This window comes from Allobosea sp. GW821-FHT12C12, from assembly GCF_058807355.1.
The window spans coordinates 17,799-36,933 of sequence record NZ_JBXAQP010000022.1 but is presented as its reverse complement, the minus strand read 5'-3'; the positions used below and the strand labels follow the sequence as shown (position 1 = coordinate 36,933).

The following is a 19,135-nucleotide window of genomic DNA, read 5'->3' as shown; positions in this document are numbered from 1 at the left end:
ACGCGCGGCGGTGGCGGATCGGGCAGGCGCGGCGGCGCCGGCGGTGCGGCCGCCTGCTGCGTGGGTGCGGGCGTCGGCGCCGGCTCGGACAATTGCGGTGGCGCGGGCGCCTGGCCGGTGGCGCCGGAAGCCGGCCTCTCGCTGCTCTCTGCGAGTTCGGGCGCGGGCGCGATGGCGGGCCCCGGAGCCGGCTTCCGCGCCGTCCAGACGCCGTAGCCGCCACCGGCCAGAAGCACGATTCCGGCCGCGACCGCGACCCAGCGCAATGCGCCGCCGCTCCGGCGCGGGGCCGCGGGCGCGGCGCGCTCCCAGGATGCGACCGCCGCCATGTCCGCCGGGCGCTTGTTCGGGTCGGGCGCGAGCATCGCGTTCAGCAGCGGCCGGTAGGACGGATCGATGCCGGCGAGATCGGGCACGCGTCGGCGCTTGTCGATGAGCTGGACCTGAGTGCCGCCCATGTCGATCGCGCGTCCGGTCAGCGCCTCGGCCAGGACGAGGCCGAGGCTGTAGATGTCGGAGCGGCCGGTGACGTCGCCGCCCTCCAGTCCGAGCTGCTCGGGCGAGACGTAATTGTACTTTCCGGCGAAGCCCGAGCCAATCACCGTGCCCTCGCCGAACTGCGTCGAGCGGGCGATGCCGAAGTCGATGATCTTGGCGCGCTCGATCCGGCCGGTGGGCAGGATGATGTTGTCGGGCGAGATGTCGCGATGGACGATGCCCAGCAGATGGGCCGCATGCAGGCCGCCGGCGATGCGCCGGCGCAGCACGTCGACCTCGTCGACGCCGAGCGGCCCCTGCCTGATCCGGTCCGAGAGCGGCTGGCCGTCGACGAACTCCATCGCGAGATAGGAGACCTGCGTCGCCGGATCGACGGTGAAGACGTAATAGCGGACGATCGCCTCGTGATAGAGATTGTGCAGCGACGCCGCCTCCTTGCGGAACAGCGTCACGGCCGCGGCGTTTCGCGCCATGTCCGGCTTGATCATCTTGATCGCCACGGCGTCGCCGGTCTGGATGGCGCGGCCCTTGTAGACCTCGCCCATGCCGCCGACGGCGATCAGCCGCTCGACCTCGTAGATGCCGTTGAGCTGCGTGCCGACCGGCAGGCTGGAGCCCTGGAAGACCGTGCGGTCCTGATCGCCGCCGTCCTGTCCGATCATGGGTCGGCCCTCTTCGCGGCGCGGGCATTGGGCAGCCAGCGGATGGTCCCGCCGTCATCGCCGCCGCCATTGCGCCGGACGACGACGATGGTGACGTTGTCGCTCGCGCCGCGCTCCAGCACGAGCGCGAGCAGCGCGTCGCAGGCGGCCTGAGCGCCCGCATGGCGGATGGCGGCCTCGATCTCGGCGTCGGCGACGTGGCCCGTCAGCCCGTCCGAGCAGAGCAGGAAGACATCGGCCTCGCCGAGTTCGCCGCTGTCGAGATCGAGCTCGGGCGTGTCCGCGACGCCGATCGCGCGGGTGATGACGTGCCGGCGCGGCGAATGCTTCGCCTCCTCGGGCGTCATCGCGCCGCTCTCGATCATGTCCTGGACCTCGGTGTGGTCGCGCGAAACCTGCGTGAGCCTGCCGTCGCGGAGCAGGTAGATCCGGCTGTCGCCGGACCAGACGCAGGCGAAATGGCGCTCGAAGACCAGGAGCGCGGCCAGCGTAGAACCCATGGCGACGCCACGCCTGTCCCGGATCAGCGCGCGCAACTCGCCATTGGCCTTGAGCACGGCCGCCTCCAACCGCGCGAGCAGGTCGGCCGCCGACGCAGCCGGACCGATGGCGTCGATCGCGGCCGCGAGCGTGCCGCTGGCGAGCGCGCCGTTCTCGTGCCCGCCCATGCCGTCGGCGACGGCCCAGACGCCGAATTCGGGCCGCGCGACAAAGGCGTCCTCGTTCTGGCTGCGAACGTGTCCGACATGGCTGATCGCGCCGGTCTCGTAGACGTCGGTCTCGGTGGAGGATTCGGTGGCGGTCATGACGCCTCCCCATGGACGAAGGCGTCGAAGCGCCCTGTGAGCAGTCCGGCGAAGAGGTGCGGGTCGGGCAGCGCCTGGCCGGCGAGCAGCAGCGGCTCGAACTCCTCGCCGCCGATCGTCCACAGGCAGCAGGCCCGCGCCTGCGCCCGCAGATGATCCTCGACGCGCAGCGCCGGCAGCCTGACCGGCAGCGTGCCGGGCGCGAGCGCCGCGACGATGGTCCCGTCGGACAGCCTCGCCGCCTCGCTCGGCGGCGGCAGCGCCGGCGCATTGGGCGGCGGCAGCGCCTTCAGCCGCTGCGAGAGCGCCTCGAAACTGGTCCCGGCCTCCAGAGCGTGCAGCAGGAACTCCTCGATCGCGGCGAACCAGGCTTCCTGCGGGTCGAGTTCCGGCGGGGCGAGCGGGGCTTCCGCCTCGCCGAACGAGAAGACCGTGAGCGGGAAATAGCGCCCAACGCCGTCGACCGAAGGCATGAACGCGCCCGCGACGGGCTGCCCGCAATAACCCGCGCCGAGCCAGAAACGCCAGATCGGCGCCTGCAGGAAGGCCTCCTGCCAGTGTCCGCCGAGCGCGAGCCGGCTCGCCGTCAGGCCGCCCTGCAGCCAAGGCTCGTAGACGGAGAGAAAGGCCTGCGGCGCGTCGAACGCGATGAAATCGCGCTTGGCCGGAATCTTGCCGAAGAGTCCGCACGCCATCGGCTCAGATCCCCGCCGGGCAGCGGAATTCGCGCAAGGCCGGCAAGACCAGCGGATTCTTGAGCGAGCCGACGCCGAACTGGTAGCCGACCTGCCGCCCGCCCGCGGCAAGCGTCAGCACGATGTTGTCGCCCTGGCGCAGCACCGAGCCTGTATCCAGCAGGCGGAAGAACGACCAGACGCCGTCGCGCTCGAACAGCTTGGCTTCGCTCTGGGCGGGCGTCGATCCGCTCGAGAAGAAGCCGCCGCCGAAGACGCCGCCTCCACCGGCCGCCCCGCCCAGCGTCAGCGTGATCGCGGTCCTGCCGACGCCGCCGCCCGGCCACATCACCGGCGCCGGCGTCGCGACGCCCTGCTGGCTCGCCACGGTGAAGCCGTTGATCTCGAGCTTGCCGGCCGACGCATCCGAGGACAGCGCGGTCGGCGTCACGATCATCTGGAAGGAGGGCAGATTGCCGCCGGTCGGGAAGAAGGCCTCGCGGATCTCGCTCGCGCGCTGGAACTCGCGCAGCGTCGTCGCGGACAGCGCCCGCGCCACCCGGCTGTCGACGCGAAAACCCCATTGCGCCTTCGACTTGTCGACATAGGGCTCGATCCGCTCCTTGAAGAAGGTCTCCATGATGCCGGTCGGCGCGAACAATCTCGCGAAATCGGCCAGCGGCACGTCGCGCGTGCTGCCCTTGGCGAAGGGGAAGCGGTTGGTGACGATCTCGCCGCAGACGCGCGTGACCTGATCGGCCAGCGCCTGGCGCAGCAGGGCGACCGTCGCGCCGGTCGCATCGCCCTCGAAATCGTTCACCGCCGAGATCACCATGCCGTCGAAGGGGGCGGGATAGCGCGAGGAGTTGGCCCGCAGCGCCGCGATCAGCGGCACCAGCGCGGCGTTGGCGGCGCTGGCCTGGGCGGGGTTGGTCGCGGCGGTGGCGAGGTTCTGGTTGATCTCGGAGAAGACCTGCAGCAGCTGGTCGACCGGCCGGCGGCCGAGCTCGCCGTCGACCAGCACATGCAGCGCCTTGAACTGGCTCTCGATATTGGCCCCGAGCGCATCCGTTCCCCCAGACAGCACGCGCTCGACGCCGGGCGCGCTGAGCGGCAGGTTCGCGCCGAGCCGGCCGAGCGCCTCGTTGGCGCGCTTCTCCAGCGCCTGCCCCGCCGCCTGCCCCGCGGCTTTCGCGACGGCGGCCTTGGAGAGCGGACGCTCCTTGGTCAGCTGCGTCTCGTCGCGCACCGATTCGAGGATTTGCTTGAACGGCGAGGTCGGCGCCGCGATCGCGCTCAGAGCCACATATTTCGGCTTGTCGGCGTTGAGGGGCCTGAGCTTCAGCCGCGCCAGCGACTTCTGCCAGGTCGCGACGAAATCGCGGGTGTAGAGCCTGAGCAAATCCTGGAACAGGGTCGCGTATTGGGCGACGATCGCCGACTGGTCGGTCTTCTCGCCCAGAACCCAGCGCTCCTTCTCGATGCGTTCGCCGATATCGCCGAGCCGGTCGACGAAGGCGCTCTGGAAGCCTTCGTAGGTGTAGAAATACGGCACGCGGATCGCATCGAGATCCTCGCCGCCCACCCCCTCGAAGGCGAGGCGGACATCGCCTCCGCCGCGCAAGGCCGCGACCCAGTCCTTGGCCGGCAGGCGGCCCTGCGTGCGCAGCAGCTCGTAGGCGCGCTCGGCGATGCTCATGCGCCGCAGCGTCCGCTGCGAGTTCTCGATCAGGGTCTGGTTCAGCTTGACGACCGGCTCCGCCCCCTCGTCGAGGTCGAGCATCGCGGTCAGGTGCTCTTCGAGCGCCTCGCGGCCCTTGGCGTTGGCCGCGCCGGGGAACAGGTTCTCGGCCCAGTCCTGCCGCATCCAGGCGATGACGAGGTCGCGCTCCATCCGCGCCTGCGCGCCGATCATGAGATAGACCTTGAGCGCCTCGTAGACGAACCCCGGATTGTTGGCGTTGGCCTCTAGCTGCTCCTCCAGCCGGAAGATGATGCGCGAGCGCAGCATGCGCTCCAGCGCCTCCTGATAGCTGATCTGCGACGCCGATTTCAGGCGCTCGCGCTGGCTCAGTCCGAAGGTCGCGAGCAGAGGCGTCGGCTCGTCCTTCGTCGCGTAGCCCGCCGGCATGTTCCGGAGCTTGTGCAGCAGCGGCAGCACGCGGCTGAAATTGCGTTCCGCGATCGTCGTCTCCTGCAGCACGGGCGCGGCGGTCTGGCGATAGTCGGACAGGCCGAAATTGGTCGCGGTGATCAGGTCCTCGTTGCGCGAATAGCTCGTCCACCACAGCCCGATCAGCGTCGCGCAGACGAGCGCGACGAATGCGAAGCCCGTCGCCCGCAGCAGCGTCGCGCGGCGCGCCGCGCCGAGATCGGTCGAGACCCAGCCGGCCTCGCCGATGATCACCTTTTGAATCAGGTCGGTCAGGAAATAGCTCTTGCCGCGCCCCGAGAACGCGCCGGAATCGGCATGCTCGCTGCCGAAGCTGCGCGAGAGCGCCCCGATCAGCTGGTCGATCGGCGTGCCCTCCTGCGTGCCGGAGGTGAAATAGAAGCCGCGCAGGGTCGCGTTGGCCTGGTAGCGCGTCGGCTCGAAGACGCGCGTGAGGAAATCCGTCACCTTCGGCTTCAGCGCCGCCATCTGGCTCGGCAGGCCGAAGAGCTGGGCGCGGGCGGTCGGGTTGTGCTCCTCCTGCAGCCGGTCGGGGAGACGCTCGTTCAGGCGTTCGATCAGCGCGTCGTATTCGGGCGCGACATCGCCGATCATGTTGCGGGTCTTCTCGGTGGTCTGGAAGCTGTGGCCCCAGACCATGCGCCGCTGCGGCTCTGTCAGCCCGCCGAAGAACTCGTTGAAGCCGGCGACGAGGTCGGCCTTGGTGAAGATCGCATAGACCGGGAAGTCGATCTTCAGCCGCTCGTGCAGTTCGAGCAGGCGCGTGCGCACCGCGTCGGCATGGGCGGCGATCTGCTCGGGCGTCGCGGTCAGCAGATCCTCGACGCTGATCGCGACCATGACGCCGTTGATCGGCTGGCGCGGCCGGTTGGTCTTGAGCAGGTCGAGGAAGGAGAGCCAGCTCGCGCGTTCGGCCTTGGAATCGGTGTCCTGCGTGGTGTAGCGGCCGGCGGTGTCGATCAGAACCGCATCCTCGGAGAACCACCAGTCGCAATAGCGCGTGCCGCCGACGCCGGCGACGGCGGCCGGGGTCGCGCTGCGCGCCAGCGGGAATTTCAGGCCCGAATTGACCAGCGCCGTGGTCTTGCCGGCGCCGGGCGGGCCTATGATGACATACCAGGGCAGGTCGTAGAGGAAATCGCCGCCATCCTTGCCGCGCGCCCGCTTCAGCGTCGAAAGCGCGTCGCGCATCGCCGAGGAGAGCATCGCGCCGTCGCCGGTCGGCTCCTCGGTCTTCGTCATCGCCTCGCCGAGCGCCGCAGCCGCGCGCCGGCGCTTCAGGATCATTAGCACGATCCAGGCGATGGCGCCGATCGCGATCAGCGCGACGAGCGGGATGCGGACGAACAGCGGGTCGAAGGGCCGGACCTCGCCGATCGCGATGAACGGGAACCCGAACCAGACGATCAGCGCCACGGCGAGCGCGCCGAGCGCGACCGCGCCTGCCCTCAGCCATGTCGCGCCGCTCATCGTGCCAAGTCCTTCGTCGTCAAGTCCTTCGTCGTCATGTCCTTCGTCGTCATGCCGGCCGGCTCCTCAACTCGCCCGCTGGATCAGGATTTCGACGCGGCGGTTCTTGGCGCGTCCGTCCGGCGTGGTGTTGGGCGCGATCGGCGCGTCGGCGCCCTTGCCCTCGCTGGTGATGCGGTCCTGCTGGGCGAGCTTGCTCTTGAGCAACTCGCCGACAGCTTTCGCCCGCGCCTGCGACAACTCGACATTGGAGGGGAAGCGCGCGGTCCGGATCGGCTGGCTGTCGGTGTGGCCGACCACCTTGACCGCGCCGCCTTCCTCGTTCAGCACCGCCGCGATCCGCTCGATCAGCGGGCGGAACTCGGCCCTGACCTCGGCCTGTCCCGGCTCGAACAGGGTGATGTCGATGAGACGGACCACGATCAGGTTCGGCGTCACCTGGCAGACGATCGGCGGCTTCACCGTGGCGCAGACCTTGATCTCTTCGGGAGGCGGCGGCGGCAAGGGCGGCGGCGCGGCGAAGACGCGGCGCACGATCCCGAGTTCACCCTTGGGATGAACCGTGAGCAATGCCGAGGCGGAGGCTTCGGCACTGCCGCCGAGCAGCGCGCGCAGCACGAAGAACAGCCCGAGCACCGCGACGCCCGCGATCGCGGCGACCGACCAGACCGGCACCTTGAAGCGCGCGACCTGCGAGGCCAGCGCCTTGCCCTGCCAGCGCGGCGAGAGTTCGGGGTCGGCCTGTTTCACCCGCCGCAACGTCTCGAACAGGTTGCGCTGGATCATCTGGAGATTGGCCGCGCCGCCGGCCGAGGTCCGGTGGATGCCCTCGAAGCCGAGCGCGAGGCAGGCATGCATCAGTTCGAGCAGGTCGTAATTGACGCTCGGATCGGCCTTGGCCTTGTCCAGTTCCTCGAAAAAGCGCACGCCGCCGACGCGCTCGCCGAAGAAGCGCGACAGCATGCTGTACTGCGTCCAGACGTTGCGGCCCTCGCCGGGGATGTTCTGGACGATATCGTCGGCGAAGGCGCAGAGCACGTATTTCGCCGTGCGCGACTGCTCGGCGGAGAGGCCGGCGGCGCGGACCTCGCGCTCGAACGCCTCGATCGCGTCGCTGGCCTGGCCGATCAGCTGCGCCGGCGGGGCGCTGCTGATCGCGGCGCGCAACCGGCCGAACAGCAGCAGCAGCGGTCCTGCCGCCTTCAGCAGGGGATTGGCGTTGGGCGTGAAGAGCGCGGCGCTGACGGGAGCGGCGTTCGCGGAGCCGGCCGGCAGCTCCCGCGGCAGGGGGCGTGGCGGCGGAGGCGCCGGGCTGGAGAGCCAGTCGTCGGTCGAGCCCGGCGAGGCGGCCTGTGGCGGCGGCGTGAAAGGCGAGGGCGCGGCGGTGGGAGCCGGCGAGCCGGGCTGCGACGGGCGCCTGCCGGCCGGGTTCGGCCTGATGATCGTCCGGTCCGAGCGGCCGAACGGATCCGACGGCGAACCGGAATCGCTCATCGCCTGCCCTCCAGCACGGCCCAGAGCTCCATTTCGAGATCGGGCCAGTCACCGGAGAAGTGCATCCCGATCGAGCTCGCGGTGCTGAACTCCGGCCAAAGCGCCGATGTGCGGTCGAGATAGAAATAGACATGGTCGGTCAGGGCGCGGATCTGCGGCGGCGGCGTCGGCAGATGGACGAGGTTGATGCCCGGCAGATGGGCATGCACGATCTCGTTCATCTTGGTGTTCGGGCCGATCTTGAACAACTGCGGGAACTGCGACTGGATCTCGGTCAGCGGCCGGCGCGCCGCGACCTCCAGCACCAGCGTCGCGTTGCGCATCAGCGCGCGGTCGCGGATCGTCGACATGAAGGCGTTGGGCGCGCGCTCGGTGATCTCCAGACGGATCGCGCGCCGGCCGAGATGCGCCGACAGGAAGTCCTGGATGTCCCGGATCACCGGCGAGAAGCAGCCGTCGAGATCGTCATGGTCGTAGGCCGGATAGTCGCGGGCGCGCCGTTCGGCCGTGGTGAAGGTCGCAAGCTCGCCGGCGATGGCGAGGAACGTCGTGAACAGCCGCTCCGGATGGATGAAGCGCGAGGCGCGCATGTGCTTCAGCACCGGGATGTGCCTGTTCAGCATCTGCAGCACGAAGTAGTCGGCGCTCTGCAGGCCGCCGCCGGCGCTCGGATCGGCTGCGTAGCGGGCGAGTTCCTCGAGCTTGTTGTCGATCCAGCCGATCACCCGGTCGAGCCAGCCGTCCACCACCGGATAGGCGCTGCAGACCAGCACCGGCGGGGCGAAGCGCTCGTCGAACAGGATGGCGCGGTCGCGCACTTCCAGCACGCGACCGAGCGCGAGGCCGACGAATCCGGCCTTCGGCGTGCGCCGCAATTCCAGCGTCATGCGCGGATGGGCGACGTCGATCTCCTCCTCGATCCGCAGCGATGCGGTCGAATCGACCAGCATCTCGGTCGAGGGGACATAGCGGCTGGCGCTGCCGTTGAGCCCGTCCTCGACCTCGCGGGTATTGGCCGCCGCCAGCGGCATGAACAGCCAGGCGATCTGCCCGGCAGCGTTCTCCGGCGCGTCGATCGCGGCCGGCAAGGGGCTGGTGTCGGGCATGGCGAAGGGCGTGCCGTCCGGCATCACGCCGACGGCGCGCCGCAGTCCGATCTTGCTTTGCTGGGCGAGGTCGCGGTCGATCTCCAGCACCGAGAAGCCCCATGGATAGGGGGTGACGTGGCGGACCCGGGCCTCGAGCAGGTTTTCGAGGTACCGATCGCCCTGCTGCAAGTGATGAGGCCGCAGAAACAGGCCTTCCGACCACACGACCTTGCTGTACCAGGACATCCGGTAGTCTCTGCTGAGGGGCGACGCGCTACCCTATACGCAAAGCCGCCGTTGCGTCACCCTTATCCGATCGCTTCAAACGGTTGACTTCCAGGCTGACGGGACGCGATGCTGCCGCGGCGGCAAGTCGTGGGACGGAGGCCTGCATGCCCAAGGGACCGGCGGCGCGCATCACCGACAATGTGATCCATCCTTTGCCCGGCGTCCTCCAGCCCGGCCCGGCCAGCATGAACGTCCTGATCGGCCAGCTGAAGGCCTGGCGCGGGGTTTCCGCCGCTGCGGCCGAGGCGATCCAGGCAGCGAAGAAGACCTCGGACGCGGCGCTCGATGTCGCCAAGGCAGCCACCACGGCCGCCAGCGGCACGCCCGGCGCGCCGGCCGCCAAGGCGGCCGAGGAGGCGGCCAAGGGGGCGGCGGCGGCCGCGATGGGCTCGATGATCATGGGCGCGGCCGGCGGCGCCGACATCCATATGTGCCAGACGCCGCTCGGGCCCCTGCCGGTGCCTCCGCATGGGCCGGGCGTCGTCGTCGACGGCTCGCGCACCGTTCTTATCAACGGGCTCGCCGCCTGCCGCGTCGGCGACACGATCGTCGAGGCGCTGGGCCCGCCCAACAAGATCGCGAAGGGGCTGCCGACGGTGATCATCGGCGGCTGACGGCTATCGTCAGCGCCCGCCGCGATCGTAGCATTCCGCGAAGTAGAGCATGAAGGCGTCGACCAGCCCGTCCTCGTAAGGCGCGGTCTTCGCCTCCCAGCGCGCGACATAGGCGTCCCAGAGCCTGGCCTTGCGCGAGCCGATCAGCGCCTCGATCCCGCGCTCGGCCGGCATGCTCTCGGTCACGGCCCGCGGATCGAGATCCTCGACCAGCAGGCGCAGCGCGTGCTGCATCGCCGAATAGGTCTTGATCTGGTGCGCCTTGAGGTCGCGGAAGCTCTCCTCGAACGCCTTCCGCGCGGTCAGGTAGCCGCTCGTCGGCCGGCCGAGGATCAGCTTCATCGCGTCCTCGACCGTAGGCGAGAATTTGAGCGGGTTGTTGTCCTGCGCCTGGATCATCGTCTGGCTGCTGCTGCGGGCGATGCGCTTGCTCTCGGCGCGCGCCGCCAGAAGCTGCTTGAGCTCGAGCGCGACGACGCGCATCAGCGCGCCGAGTTCCTCCGCGAAGGCGCCGGGATCGTCGCTGGCCAGCGCCTCGGCCGGAATGCCCGCGCCGCGCGCGAAGCGCTGCAGGAACTCGCCAGGCGCTATCGAAGGTCCGGAACGGGGCGGCAAAGGCGCCGCCGCCGGCCCGGATCCGGCCGGGGCCTCGCCCCACGGATCGGGCGCGGCCGCGCCCGGCGCGGCCGGCCGGCGCGGCGTCGGGATCGGCGGCGGCGGCTCGGGTTGGGAGACCGGCGGCGCGGGCTGCGCGGGCGCCCAGGCGAAATCGTCGGCCGGAGGCGGCGGGGACAGGAACGGCGAGGGCGCGGACGGCGAGGGGGAGGGCGCGGACGGCTCGACCGGAACGGGAATATCGGCCGCCCAGTCGATGAAGCCGGCATGGACCGGGCTGTGCTGCTTCGGCGGCAGCAGGTCGCGCCGGGGGATCGGCGGCGCAGCCTCCTCCGTCGCGTCCCAGATCCGCTCCGGCCGCGGCGGCTCGGGCGTCGGCTCGAGGACGGGCGCGTCCGCTTCCGGCTGGCCGCCCGCATCGACCGCCACCGCGATGATGTACTGGCCGATCTCGATGCGGTCGCCCTGGCGCAGCCTGTAGGGCGACTGGACGCGGTTGCTCGCGCCGTTGACGAAGGTGCCGTTGGTCGAGACGTCGCGCAGCCAGTAGCCGCCGTCGCGGAAGCGGATCTCGCAATGCCGCTTCGAGATGCCGCGCGTCGGATCGGGCAGCGTCCAGTCGAGATGCTCGTCGCGGCCGATATCGATGCCGCGCCCGCCGCTGAGCGAGACGCTGAGCGGCCCGCCATCGGGCAGCGACGTCGCGTTCTCGATGGTCAGCGTCAGCGCCATCGTCCGCCACCCATGTCATGTGCCTGCTGTTTACGCACCTGCCGTCGCACCCTCGTCCTCCGCCAGACGAATGCACGCTTCGACGCTGCGACGCAATGCGGCCTCGCGCGCCGCGGCCGGCACGCGATCATAGGCGAGCGCGACGGCGATCCGCACCGATTTCGCGGTCAGGTCCGGCGGGAAGGGCACGGCATGGCCGTCGCTCATGCTGCCGCCGGAGCAGCCGGCCGCGAACGCGGCCCAGGTTCCCGGCGCCTCGTTGTCGCCGTCGCCGGCGGCCAGCGCCGCGCGCCGCGCCGCGTCGCCCGGCTCGCGCGCCCACGCCCCCGCGGCCCTGACGCCGGGATCGTTCGCGGCGGCGGGGTCCATGATCGTCAGGACCTGCGCGGCCCACCACACCGCCTCGCGCCGCGGCAGGACGAAGGCGGCGAAGCCGAGCGCATCCTTGGCCGCTCCGGCGCGGGCGACGCGCGACAGGAAGGCGAGCGGATGCTCCCGCGTCGGCGGCGCGGCGATCAGCTTGCGGGCGGCCGGAAACGCCTCGAAGACTTCCTCGGCGGTGTTGAAGCGCAGTCTCGACATACGGTCTCCAGTCGGATCTCTGCCGTCCCCGATCGGCTGGACCATCGGACCGAACATCGTATTCGGTCCGATGATCCAGCTCCTTGATTGTGCCTCGGCTTCCCGAAAACCGCATTCCACTTTTCGGGCCGATGCTCTGGCGGGCCTCAGTTGATCTTCACCATCCCGCCGTTGATCACGACCTCCGCGCTGCTGAGAACCTCGGTCTTCCTGATGCTCGTCACCGTGATCGTCGGCGAGCTGATCTCGATGCTCGCCGGCAGCATGCGGATGACGCTCTGGCCCACCGTCATGACGATCTCCTTGGAGGCGGTGATGGCGAGCTTGCCGTCGAAGATGTCGAGCTTGTCGTCGCCATGGTGGATCTCGGTCTGACGCGACGTTCCGCCGGAGAACTTGCGCCCGATCGTGCGCGTCTCCTTGTGCTGGACCTCGATCTCATGGTCCTTCTCGGCCCGCAGCCCCAGCACCTCCTTGCCGTCGGCATCCTCGAAGCGGACCTCGTTATAGGCGCCGGAAATGCCGCCGCCGCTGGTCGATTCCGACTTCAGGCCCGACTGCGTCTTGCTGCCCGGCAGTTCGTAGGGCGGCATGTGCCGGTCGTTGACCACCGTGCCGGTCACCAGCGGCCAGTCCGGATTGCCCTCCAGGAAATCGACGACGACCTCCTGGCCGATCCGCGGGATGATCTGCCCGCCCCAGTTCTTGCCCGACCAGAGCTGCGCGACGCGCACCCGCGCCGAGGTCGACTTGTCCTCGCGGTCCCAGTGGAAGCGCAGCAGGATGCGCCCGTATTCGTCGACGTCGATATCGCCTTCCTCGCCGGCGTTGCCGACCCCGACGACCTTGGCCGTCTGGCAGCCGAGGATCAGCGGCGTCGGGGCAGAGAGCGGCGCGCGGTAGCGCTTGTCGGTCTTCAGGAACTCGTATTGGCCCTCATAGACCGTCTGATCGGTCCCCTGCGCCGAGCGATAGCGCTGCCCGCCGATGCGGTGCCGGGCCCACAGCACGAGATGCTCGCCGTTCTCGGACCGTGTCGGATGCTCGCCGAGCGTCATCAGCGCGCCCGGATACAGGCTCGGCGCGTCGCCATGCGAAAAGCGGCGCCCGTCGCGCGCCTGCTCGGACTGGACCTTTATGCGCGCCAGCTTTTCGCCGTCGTTGCGCTCGAGATAAGCCCCCGGATAGTCGTAGCGTTCATAGGACTTGGCCTTGTTCGGCCCCTCCTCGGCCCGGCTGGTCAGGTCGGATTCCGACTTCTTGAAATCGTAGTCCTGGAGCTGAAAGACCCCTGTCCTCAGCCGGCGCTCCGCCGACCAGTCCTCGAGGTGCTCGACAGGCCGCAGCGCGCCCGTCTTCGGCATGAAGGGGAAGGCCTTGCCGGCGGGCGTCGGCAGGACCGGGTCGTGGGCCGAACGGGAATCGCACAGGACGAGCTTGTGACCGGAGGCGCTATGCTGGAAATAATAGTAGATTCCGTACTTCTCCATCAACCTTGAAACGAAATCCAGATCCGTCTCGCGGTATTGGACACAGTATTCGAGCTCGGGTAGCGACTCCGTCGCCGGTTCCTTGAAATCGGCCTTGCCCTCCTTCTTGAAGATCAATTTGATGATATCGATCGCGGTCTTGCCTTTGAAGATACGGCAGTCGGAGCGCTGCGAGAGCAGCCAGAGCCAGGGTCTGAGCGTGAATTTGTAGATATGGAGGTCTTCTTTTTTACCGATCCATTCCGCGCTAATCAGTATTCCGTCGAAATGCCGTGGCGTGCCGTCTTTCAGTGCGACGGAAATATGGCCCTTTTCTCCGATCAGGGACTGTAGGTCGGCATTCTCGATCTTGCTTGCGATCTCGACGCGGTAGGAGAATAACTGGCTCAAGCCCTCCTCGGCCTCGAAATTCAGCAGCGCGTATTCGTCTGTCCTGCCCAGAATCTGGAACGAGGCTATTCTTTCGGATTGCCGAAGTTCTGCCGCCATCTCGCCCACCCCGGCTGATCTATTATTCAATAGGTTGACGACCGATGATAGCCGCATTACGTTACGGCGTCGAATGGGGCCATCCGCCCGCTAGAATGGGAGCGGTTTGGTGCGCAGGCAAGCCCTTGTCCGCGTCACGCCCTGTCTGGCCGGCGCGCTGATTTGCGGTTCCGCCGGCAGCGGGGCCGCGCCGACGACATCGTCAATCATTTCAAGCCGGCGGAACCGGCTTTCGGGTCGACCCGAGGTCTCGGCCAGACCCGCGGCCTGTGCGTCGGCGCGCAAGCCGAGTGCAACAAGGACGGGCATGCGGTCAGGCCGGCGACGGCCGGCGCGGCGATGATGCGACCGGGCCGCGAGCGGGCGCGTCACGGATATGGGTGGGGCCGATGGCAGGACTGAATTTCGCGGGCCTGGCCGGTCCGCTGACGCCGGAAGAGCCCTGCGGCCCCGATCTCGACGACGATCTCGACTTCCAGAACGTGGTCGCGCGGCTCGAAGTCGCGCTGCCGAGTTCCTATTTCCGCCGCGACGACGATGGCCGGCAGATCGCCTTCGACAAGTCGAGCATCGATTTCAACGTCGCCTTCGCCGATCTCGGCAAGATGCTGGCGCGCACCCGCGACGTCAGGCTCTTCGTGCTGGCGGCGAAATACGCGCTGCTCAACCGCGATGTCGCCGGCTTCTCCGACGCGCTCGGCCAGATCGCGGATCTGTTGGCCGGACAGTGGGACGCCGTCCATCCGAGGCCGATGGACGGCGACGCGATCCTGCGCGAGGTCGCGCTGCAGAGCCTCGACGATCTGGCGACGGCCGTGCTGCCGCTGCAGCACGCGCCGCTCTTCGTCAGCCGGCGCATCGGCCACCTCGCGTTCCGGAGCCAGCTCGTCGCCTCGGGCGAGGTCCGGCTGGTCGAGGGCGAGCAGCATCCCGACAGCGGCACGATCCAGGCGGCGGTCAATGACGTCGATCCGGCCGAGCTCGTCGCCGCGCGCGACCGGATCGCCGCGGCGCAGGACGCGCTCAGGCGCATCGCGACGGTCTGGGCCGAGAAGACCGGCGGCATGCCGCTGCAATGTCCCCGGCTGGCGGGCCTGGTGGACCAGATCCTCGCCTTCCTGAGCGCGGGCGTCGCGCGCCGCTCGCCCGGAGACGCAGGCGTCCAGATGCCGGGCGCCGCCGCCGACGCGGCTCCGGTCGGCACAGGCCAGGAGCCGGCGCGGGTTCTGGCCGGTGAGTGCGCGACCGTCGCCGATGTCCGTCGTGACCTTGCCGCCTGCCTCGGCTATTTCCGCCGGACCGAGCCTTCCAGCCCCGCCGTGCTGCTGATCGCGCAGGCCACGGACCTGATCGGCAAGTCGCTGTTCGAGGTGATCCGGGCGATGTTCCCCGAGCAGGTCGAGCGGGCCGTGATCGAGCTCGGCCAGACGGTGCGCTTCCATCTGCCGCTGGAGCGGCTGGCCTCGCTGGACGGGGCGGGCGCGGGCGAGGCCGTGGATGACGAGGCCTATGCCGAGGAGAACGCGGACGACGGCTGGCGGGACGAGACGCAAGGAGACGAAGACGCGGAGGACGGCAGCGCGCGGCGGAGCGAGCGGGACGGCGACGAAAGCGGCCGGGAGGGCGCCTCGGATACGGCCGCCGGCGGCGAGCCGTCGGCCGTTCCCCGGGTCTCGACACGGGGCGAGGCCATCGCGATGATGGGCGCCGTCGCGCGCTTCTACCGCCGCGTCGAGCCGTCCCATCCGACGCCGCTGCTGATGGACAAGGCCTGCGTTCTCGCCCAGCAGGACTTCGTCACGCTGCTCGACGCGATCTTGCCCGGGATCGGCCTTCCGCAGGAGAGCGAGTAGACGATCGCGACAGTTTTACAGATGGTGACGCACAGTCGACAAGCCGCGCGAATGTAGTAGTGTGCCGCTTCGGGAGCTGTAGGGTGACCTCACTCAAGGTGAGGTCGATAGTGCGGGGGCACAACCATGGCTGGTGATTCGGGTCAAAGGTTCATTCGCCGGAACAGGCCGCCGCGGGTCCACATCACCTATGAGGACCCGTACAACGCCGAGCAGAAGGTCGAGTTGCCCTTCGTGATGGGCGTGCTGGCCGATCTCTCTGGGAACGCCTCGGCGGTCGACAAGTCGGACATTTCCGAGCGCAAGTTCCTCGATGTCGACATGGACAATTTCGATCAGCGCATGGCCGCGATCGAGCCGGGCGTCGCCTTCAACGTGCCCAACAAACTCGGCGACGGCGGCGACAAGATGTCGGTCGCGCTGAAGTTCTCGAAGTTCGAGGACCTCAACCCGGCCGCCGTCGCGCGGCAGATCCCGGCCGTCGCCAAGCTGCTCGAGGCGCGCGAGCAGCTCGCCAACCTGCTGCGCTACATGGACGGCAAGATGGCGGCGAACGATCAGATCAAGGCCCTTCTCGCCGATCCGCAGCTGATGGCGGCCCTGAAGGACAAGCTCGGCAAACCGGCCGAGCCGACGAACTCCGGCAACGGCTGAGGACGAGGCGGCAATGGCAGCGGAAACGCAAACCGGGCAGGCCGCGGGAGCGGCCGTCGAAACCCGCGAGGCCGACGAGTTCGCCTCGATCCTCAAGCAGAGCTTCAAGCCCAAGACCGAGCGCGCCGCGACCGAGGTCGAGAACGCGGTCGCGACGCTGGTCGAACAGGCGCTCTCCGACTCGACCCTGATCAAGAACGACGTGCTCGACACGATCGAGGAGATGATCGCACGGCTCGACGCCAAGCTCACCGAGCAGATGAACGAGGTGCTGCACGCGCCCGAATTCCAGAAGATCGAAAGCGCCTGGCGCGGCCTGCACTACCTGATCTTCAACTCCGAGACCGATGCCCAGTTGAAGATCAAGGTGATGAACGTCTCGAAGACGGAGCTCTCGCGCAACCTCAAGACCTATCCGGGCGCGCGCTGGGACCAGAGCCCGCTCTTCAAGCAGATCTACGAGCAGGAATTCGGCCAGCTCGGCGGCCAGCCCTTCGGCGCGCTCGTCGGCGACTATTATTTCAGCCACACGCCCAACGACGTCCAGTTGCTGCGTGACCTGTCGAAGGTCGCCGCCGCCGCGCACGCGCCGTTCTTCGCCGGCGCCGACCCGAATCTGATGGGCATGGACGCCTGGACCGAGCTGTCCAACCCGCGCGATCTCGGCAAGGTCTTCGATACGCCGGACTACGCCGCCTGGAAGGGCCTGCGCGATGCGGCCGATTCGCGTTATGTCGGCCTGTGCCTGCCGCGCGTGCTGTCGCGCGTGCCCTATGGCGCGAAGTCGGAGCCGGTCGAGGAGTTCGCCTTCGAGGAGGACACCGACGGCCACAGGGGCGAGAAATACGCCTGGATGAACGCGTCCTACGCCATGGCCGTGAACATCAATCGCGCCTTCAAGGAGTATGGCTGGTGCACGCGCATCCGCGGCGTCCAGTCCGGCGGCGAGGTGCTCAACCTGCCGACGCACACCTTCCCGACCGATGACGGCGGCGTCGACCTGAAATGCCCGACCGAGATCGCGATCAGCGACCGCCGCGAGGCCGAGCTGGCGAAATCGGGACTGATCCCGCTGATCCACCGCAAGAACACCGACAAGGCCGCCTTCATCGGCGCCCAGTCGCTCTACAAGCCGAAAGCCTTTTTCGGGCCCGACGGCGTCGCCGCGACGGCGTCCGACAACCTCTCGTCGCGCCTGCCCTACATGTTCGCGGTCTCGCGCTTCGCGCACTACCTGAAGTGCATGGTCCGCGACAAGGTCGGCTCCTACAAGGAGCGCGAGCCGCTGCGGCGCTGGCTGCAGGAATGGATCACCGAATATGTCGACGGCGACCCGCTCAATTCGAGCGAGGAGACCAAGGCGCGTCGTCCTCTGGCGGATGCGCGCATCGACGTCTTCGAGGACGAGGAGAACCCCGGCTACTACTCGGCCAAGTTCTATCTGCGGCCGCATTTTCAGCTCGAGGGCATGGATATCGGCCTCAGTCTGGTCTCGCGCCTGCCGGCGCCCAAGACCTGATCGCGGTCGAGCCGGCGTCGGCCTCCGCCGCCGCCGGTCAGCGCGCATGAAGCGGACGAACGTCGCGCCAGCGAGGTTCCGCAGGGAACAGCCCCCCGGTTCATGGGCTTGGATGGCAGTCGGGTTTGACGCGACGGAGATGTCCGGCCGATGCGTCGCCAGGTGATCGTCCGACGGGCCCGCGGGTCCGGCGGCGGCCGCGTGAAAATCCTCGCGGACAGGCAGGGGCAACGGGCACGGGCGCAAAAAGCGCTAAGCCCGTCACAGGAGGGAGACCGGCATGGCAAGCGATTTTCTACTCGAGATCACAGGCATCAAGGGCGAGAGCAGCGACTCCAAGCACAATGAGACGATCGAGATCGAATCCTTCTCCTGGGGCTGCTCCAACATGGGCGCGCACGCGACCGGCGGCGGCGGCGGCGCCGGCAAGGTGTCCTTCCAGGACATCCATTTCACCACCACGGTGAACAAGTCCTCGCCGGTGCTGATGATGTCCTGCGCCCAGGGCAAGCACATCGACAAGGCGGTGCTCTACGTCCGCAAGCAGGGCGGCAAGCAGGAGGACTACTACGTCATCACGCTCAAGGATCTGCTGATCTCGGCCTATCAGTCCGGCGACACGGCCTCCGGCGGCGCGCTGCCGACCGACCAGTTCTCGCTGAACTACACCGAGATCAAGTTCGAGTATAAGCCGCAGAAGCCCGACGGCTCGCTGGGCGGGGCCTGTACCGGCACCTGGAACCTCAAGACCAACAAGCCCTGACGCGGCGTCTGGCTCGACATGAGGCTGCGGCCAGTCAGCGGCGGCCTCATCGCCGGCCCGGGTCGACCGGGCCGGGGACCTCCTTCGCCCGGCGGCGGAGATCGCGCTGACCGGAGTTGCCGATGATGGACCCGAAAGCGCGCAGTCGCCTCCGCCCTCCGCTGATGTTCGCCTTCCGCGACGCACATCGCGAAAAGGACGCGCGGGCCTCGCTCGATCTGCGCGACGCCGGCGGCGAACGCGTCATCGCCGGCCGCCGCGCCGCGCCGCGCGCCGCGATCACCGAACAGAAATTGCGGCAGGAGATCGCGATCGATCTCGATGCGCTGGTCAACACCGTCAACCTCGCCTCCTCGCTCGATCTGAGCGGGCACGAGCATGTCGCCCGCTCGATCCTGAACCATGGTTTCCCCGACATCGCTCATCGCACCATCGACGAGTTTCGCGTCGGCGCGATCAAGGGCGAACTCGCGGATACGCTGATGGCCTTCGAGCCCCGGCTCCTGCGCGAATCGATCGCCGTCTCGCGCGACGAGACCATCGACAGCGCCGAGCTCAAGCTGCGCTTCGTCGTCCGGGCCGATCTGAACTGCGAGCCCGTGAACACGCCGATCCAGTTCGTCGCCGATGTCGAGCTCGACACCGGCAAGATCGCGATCAGGAGCCGGTGA

Annotated in this window: 15 protein-coding genes; 6 read left to right on the top strand and 9 right to left on the bottom strand. The window is 68.7% G+C overall.

The genetic code is table 11. From position 1 onward, the window contains the following. The 6 genes from AC1RRW_RS21410 to tssK form a co-directional block, all read right to left on the bottom strand. The coding region (locus tag AC1RRW_RS21410; RefSeq protein ID WP_492903629.1) for a serine/threonine-protein kinase at positions 1-1,160 on the bottom strand (1,160 nt) is incomplete at its 3' end. Further along, entirely contained in the window at positions 1,157-1,966 is an 810-nt protein-coding gene (locus AC1RRW_RS21405) for a PP2C family protein-serine/threonine phosphatase (RefSeq protein ID WP_492903627.1), read from the bottom strand. The genes AC1RRW_RS21405 and AC1RRW_RS21410, both read right to left, overlap by 4 nt. Further along, positions 1,963-2,661 (bottom strand): type VI secretion system-associated protein TagF, encoded by a 699-nt coding sequence (tagF, locus tag AC1RRW_RS21400; RefSeq protein ID WP_492903625.1) that lies wholly within the window; start codon positions 2,659-2,661, stop codon positions 1,963-1,965. Before tagF ends, AC1RRW_RS21405 begins: the two co-directional genes overlap by 4 nt. 4 nt (positions 2,662-2,665) lie before the next feature. Continuing rightward, the gene (gene tssM, locus AC1RRW_RS21395) at positions 2,666-6,283 is read right to left on the bottom strand and encodes a type VI secretion system membrane subunit TssM (protein WP_492903623.1); all 3,618 of its coding nucleotides are present in this window, start codon (positions 6,281-6,283) and stop codon (positions 2,666-2,668) included. 66 nt (positions 6,284-6,349) lie between these two features. Continuing rightward, positions 6,350-7,777 (bottom strand): type VI secretion system protein TssL, long form, encoded by a 1,428-nt coding sequence (tssL, locus tag AC1RRW_RS21390; protein ID WP_492903621.1) that lies wholly within the window; start codon positions 7,775-7,777, stop codon positions 6,350-6,352. Then, positions 7,774-9,111 (bottom strand): type VI secretion system baseplate subunit TssK, encoded by a 1,338-nt coding sequence (gene tssK / locus AC1RRW_RS21385; protein WP_492903620.1) that lies wholly within the window; start codon positions 9,109-9,111, stop codon positions 7,774-7,776. Before tssK ends, tssL begins: the two co-directional genes overlap by 4 nt. 146 nt (positions 9,112-9,257) lie before the next feature. Between tssK and AC1RRW_RS21380 the strand changes: the two genes are divergently transcribed. Continuing rightward, on the top strand, positions 9,258-9,767 hold the full coding sequence (locus tag AC1RRW_RS21380; RefSeq protein WP_492903618.1) for a PAAR domain-containing protein: 510 nt from the start codon (positions 9,258-9,260) through the stop codon (positions 9,765-9,767). A gap of 9 nt (positions 9,768-9,776) precedes the next feature. Here the strand turns inward: AC1RRW_RS21380 and tagH are convergent, their stop codons facing one another. From tagH to AC1RRW_RS21365, 3 genes are all read right to left on the bottom strand, one after another. After that, positions 9,777-11,114: a type VI secretion system-associated FHA domain protein TagH gene (gene tagH, locus AC1RRW_RS21375; protein ID WP_492903616.1), complete on the bottom strand. Its 1,338-nt coding sequence runs from the start codon at positions 11,112-11,114 to the stop codon at positions 9,777-9,779. Positions 11,115-11,144: 30 nt separating this feature from the next. After that, positions 11,145-11,696: a DUF6931 family protein gene (locus AC1RRW_RS21370; RefSeq protein ID WP_492903615.1), complete on the bottom strand. Its 552-nt coding sequence runs from the start codon at positions 11,694-11,696 to the stop codon at positions 11,145-11,147. A gap of 146 nt (positions 11,697-11,842) precedes the next feature. Beyond that, positions 11,843-13,675 carry a type VI secretion system Vgr family protein gene (locus AC1RRW_RS21365; protein ID WP_492903613.1) on the bottom strand — a complete coding sequence of 611 codons (1,833 nt, stop codon included), beginning with the start codon at positions 13,673-13,675 and terminating at the stop codon, positions 11,843-11,845. 389 nt (positions 13,676-14,064) lie between these two features. Between AC1RRW_RS21365 and AC1RRW_RS21360 the strand changes: the two genes are divergently transcribed. The 5 genes from AC1RRW_RS21360 to AC1RRW_RS21340 all read left to right on the top strand — a co-directional run bounded on the left by AC1RRW_RS21360 (position 14,065) and on the right by AC1RRW_RS21340 (position 19,135). Further along, the gene (locus AC1RRW_RS21360; RefSeq protein ID WP_492903611.1) at positions 14,065-15,528 is read left to right on the top strand and encodes a type VI secretion system protein TssA; all 1,464 of its coding nucleotides are present in this window, start codon (positions 14,065-14,067) and stop codon (positions 15,526-15,528) included. Positions 15,529-15,654: 126 nt separating this feature from the next. Then, complete coding sequence (tssB, locus tag AC1RRW_RS21355; RefSeq protein WP_492903609.1) at positions 15,655-16,182, top strand: type VI secretion system contractile sheath small subunit; 528 nt, start codon at positions 15,655-15,657, stop codon at positions 16,180-16,182. A gap of 13 nt (positions 16,183-16,195) precedes the next feature. Further along, complete coding sequence (gene tssC / locus AC1RRW_RS21350; protein ID WP_492903607.1) at positions 16,196-17,701, top strand: type VI secretion system contractile sheath large subunit; 1,506 nt, start codon at positions 16,196-16,198, stop codon at positions 17,699-17,701. A 280-nt stretch (positions 17,702-17,981) separates the two neighbouring features. Then, positions 17,982-18,464: an Hcp family type VI secretion system effector gene (locus tag AC1RRW_RS21345; protein WP_492903605.1), complete on the top strand. Its 483-nt coding sequence runs from the start codon at positions 17,982-17,984 to the stop codon at positions 18,462-18,464. A gap of 122 nt (positions 18,465-18,586) precedes the next feature. Next, the gene (locus AC1RRW_RS21340) at positions 18,587-19,135 is read left to right on the top strand and encodes a type VI secretion system baseplate subunit TssE (RefSeq protein ID WP_492903603.1); all 549 of its coding nucleotides are present in this window, start codon (positions 18,587-18,589) and stop codon (positions 19,133-19,135) included.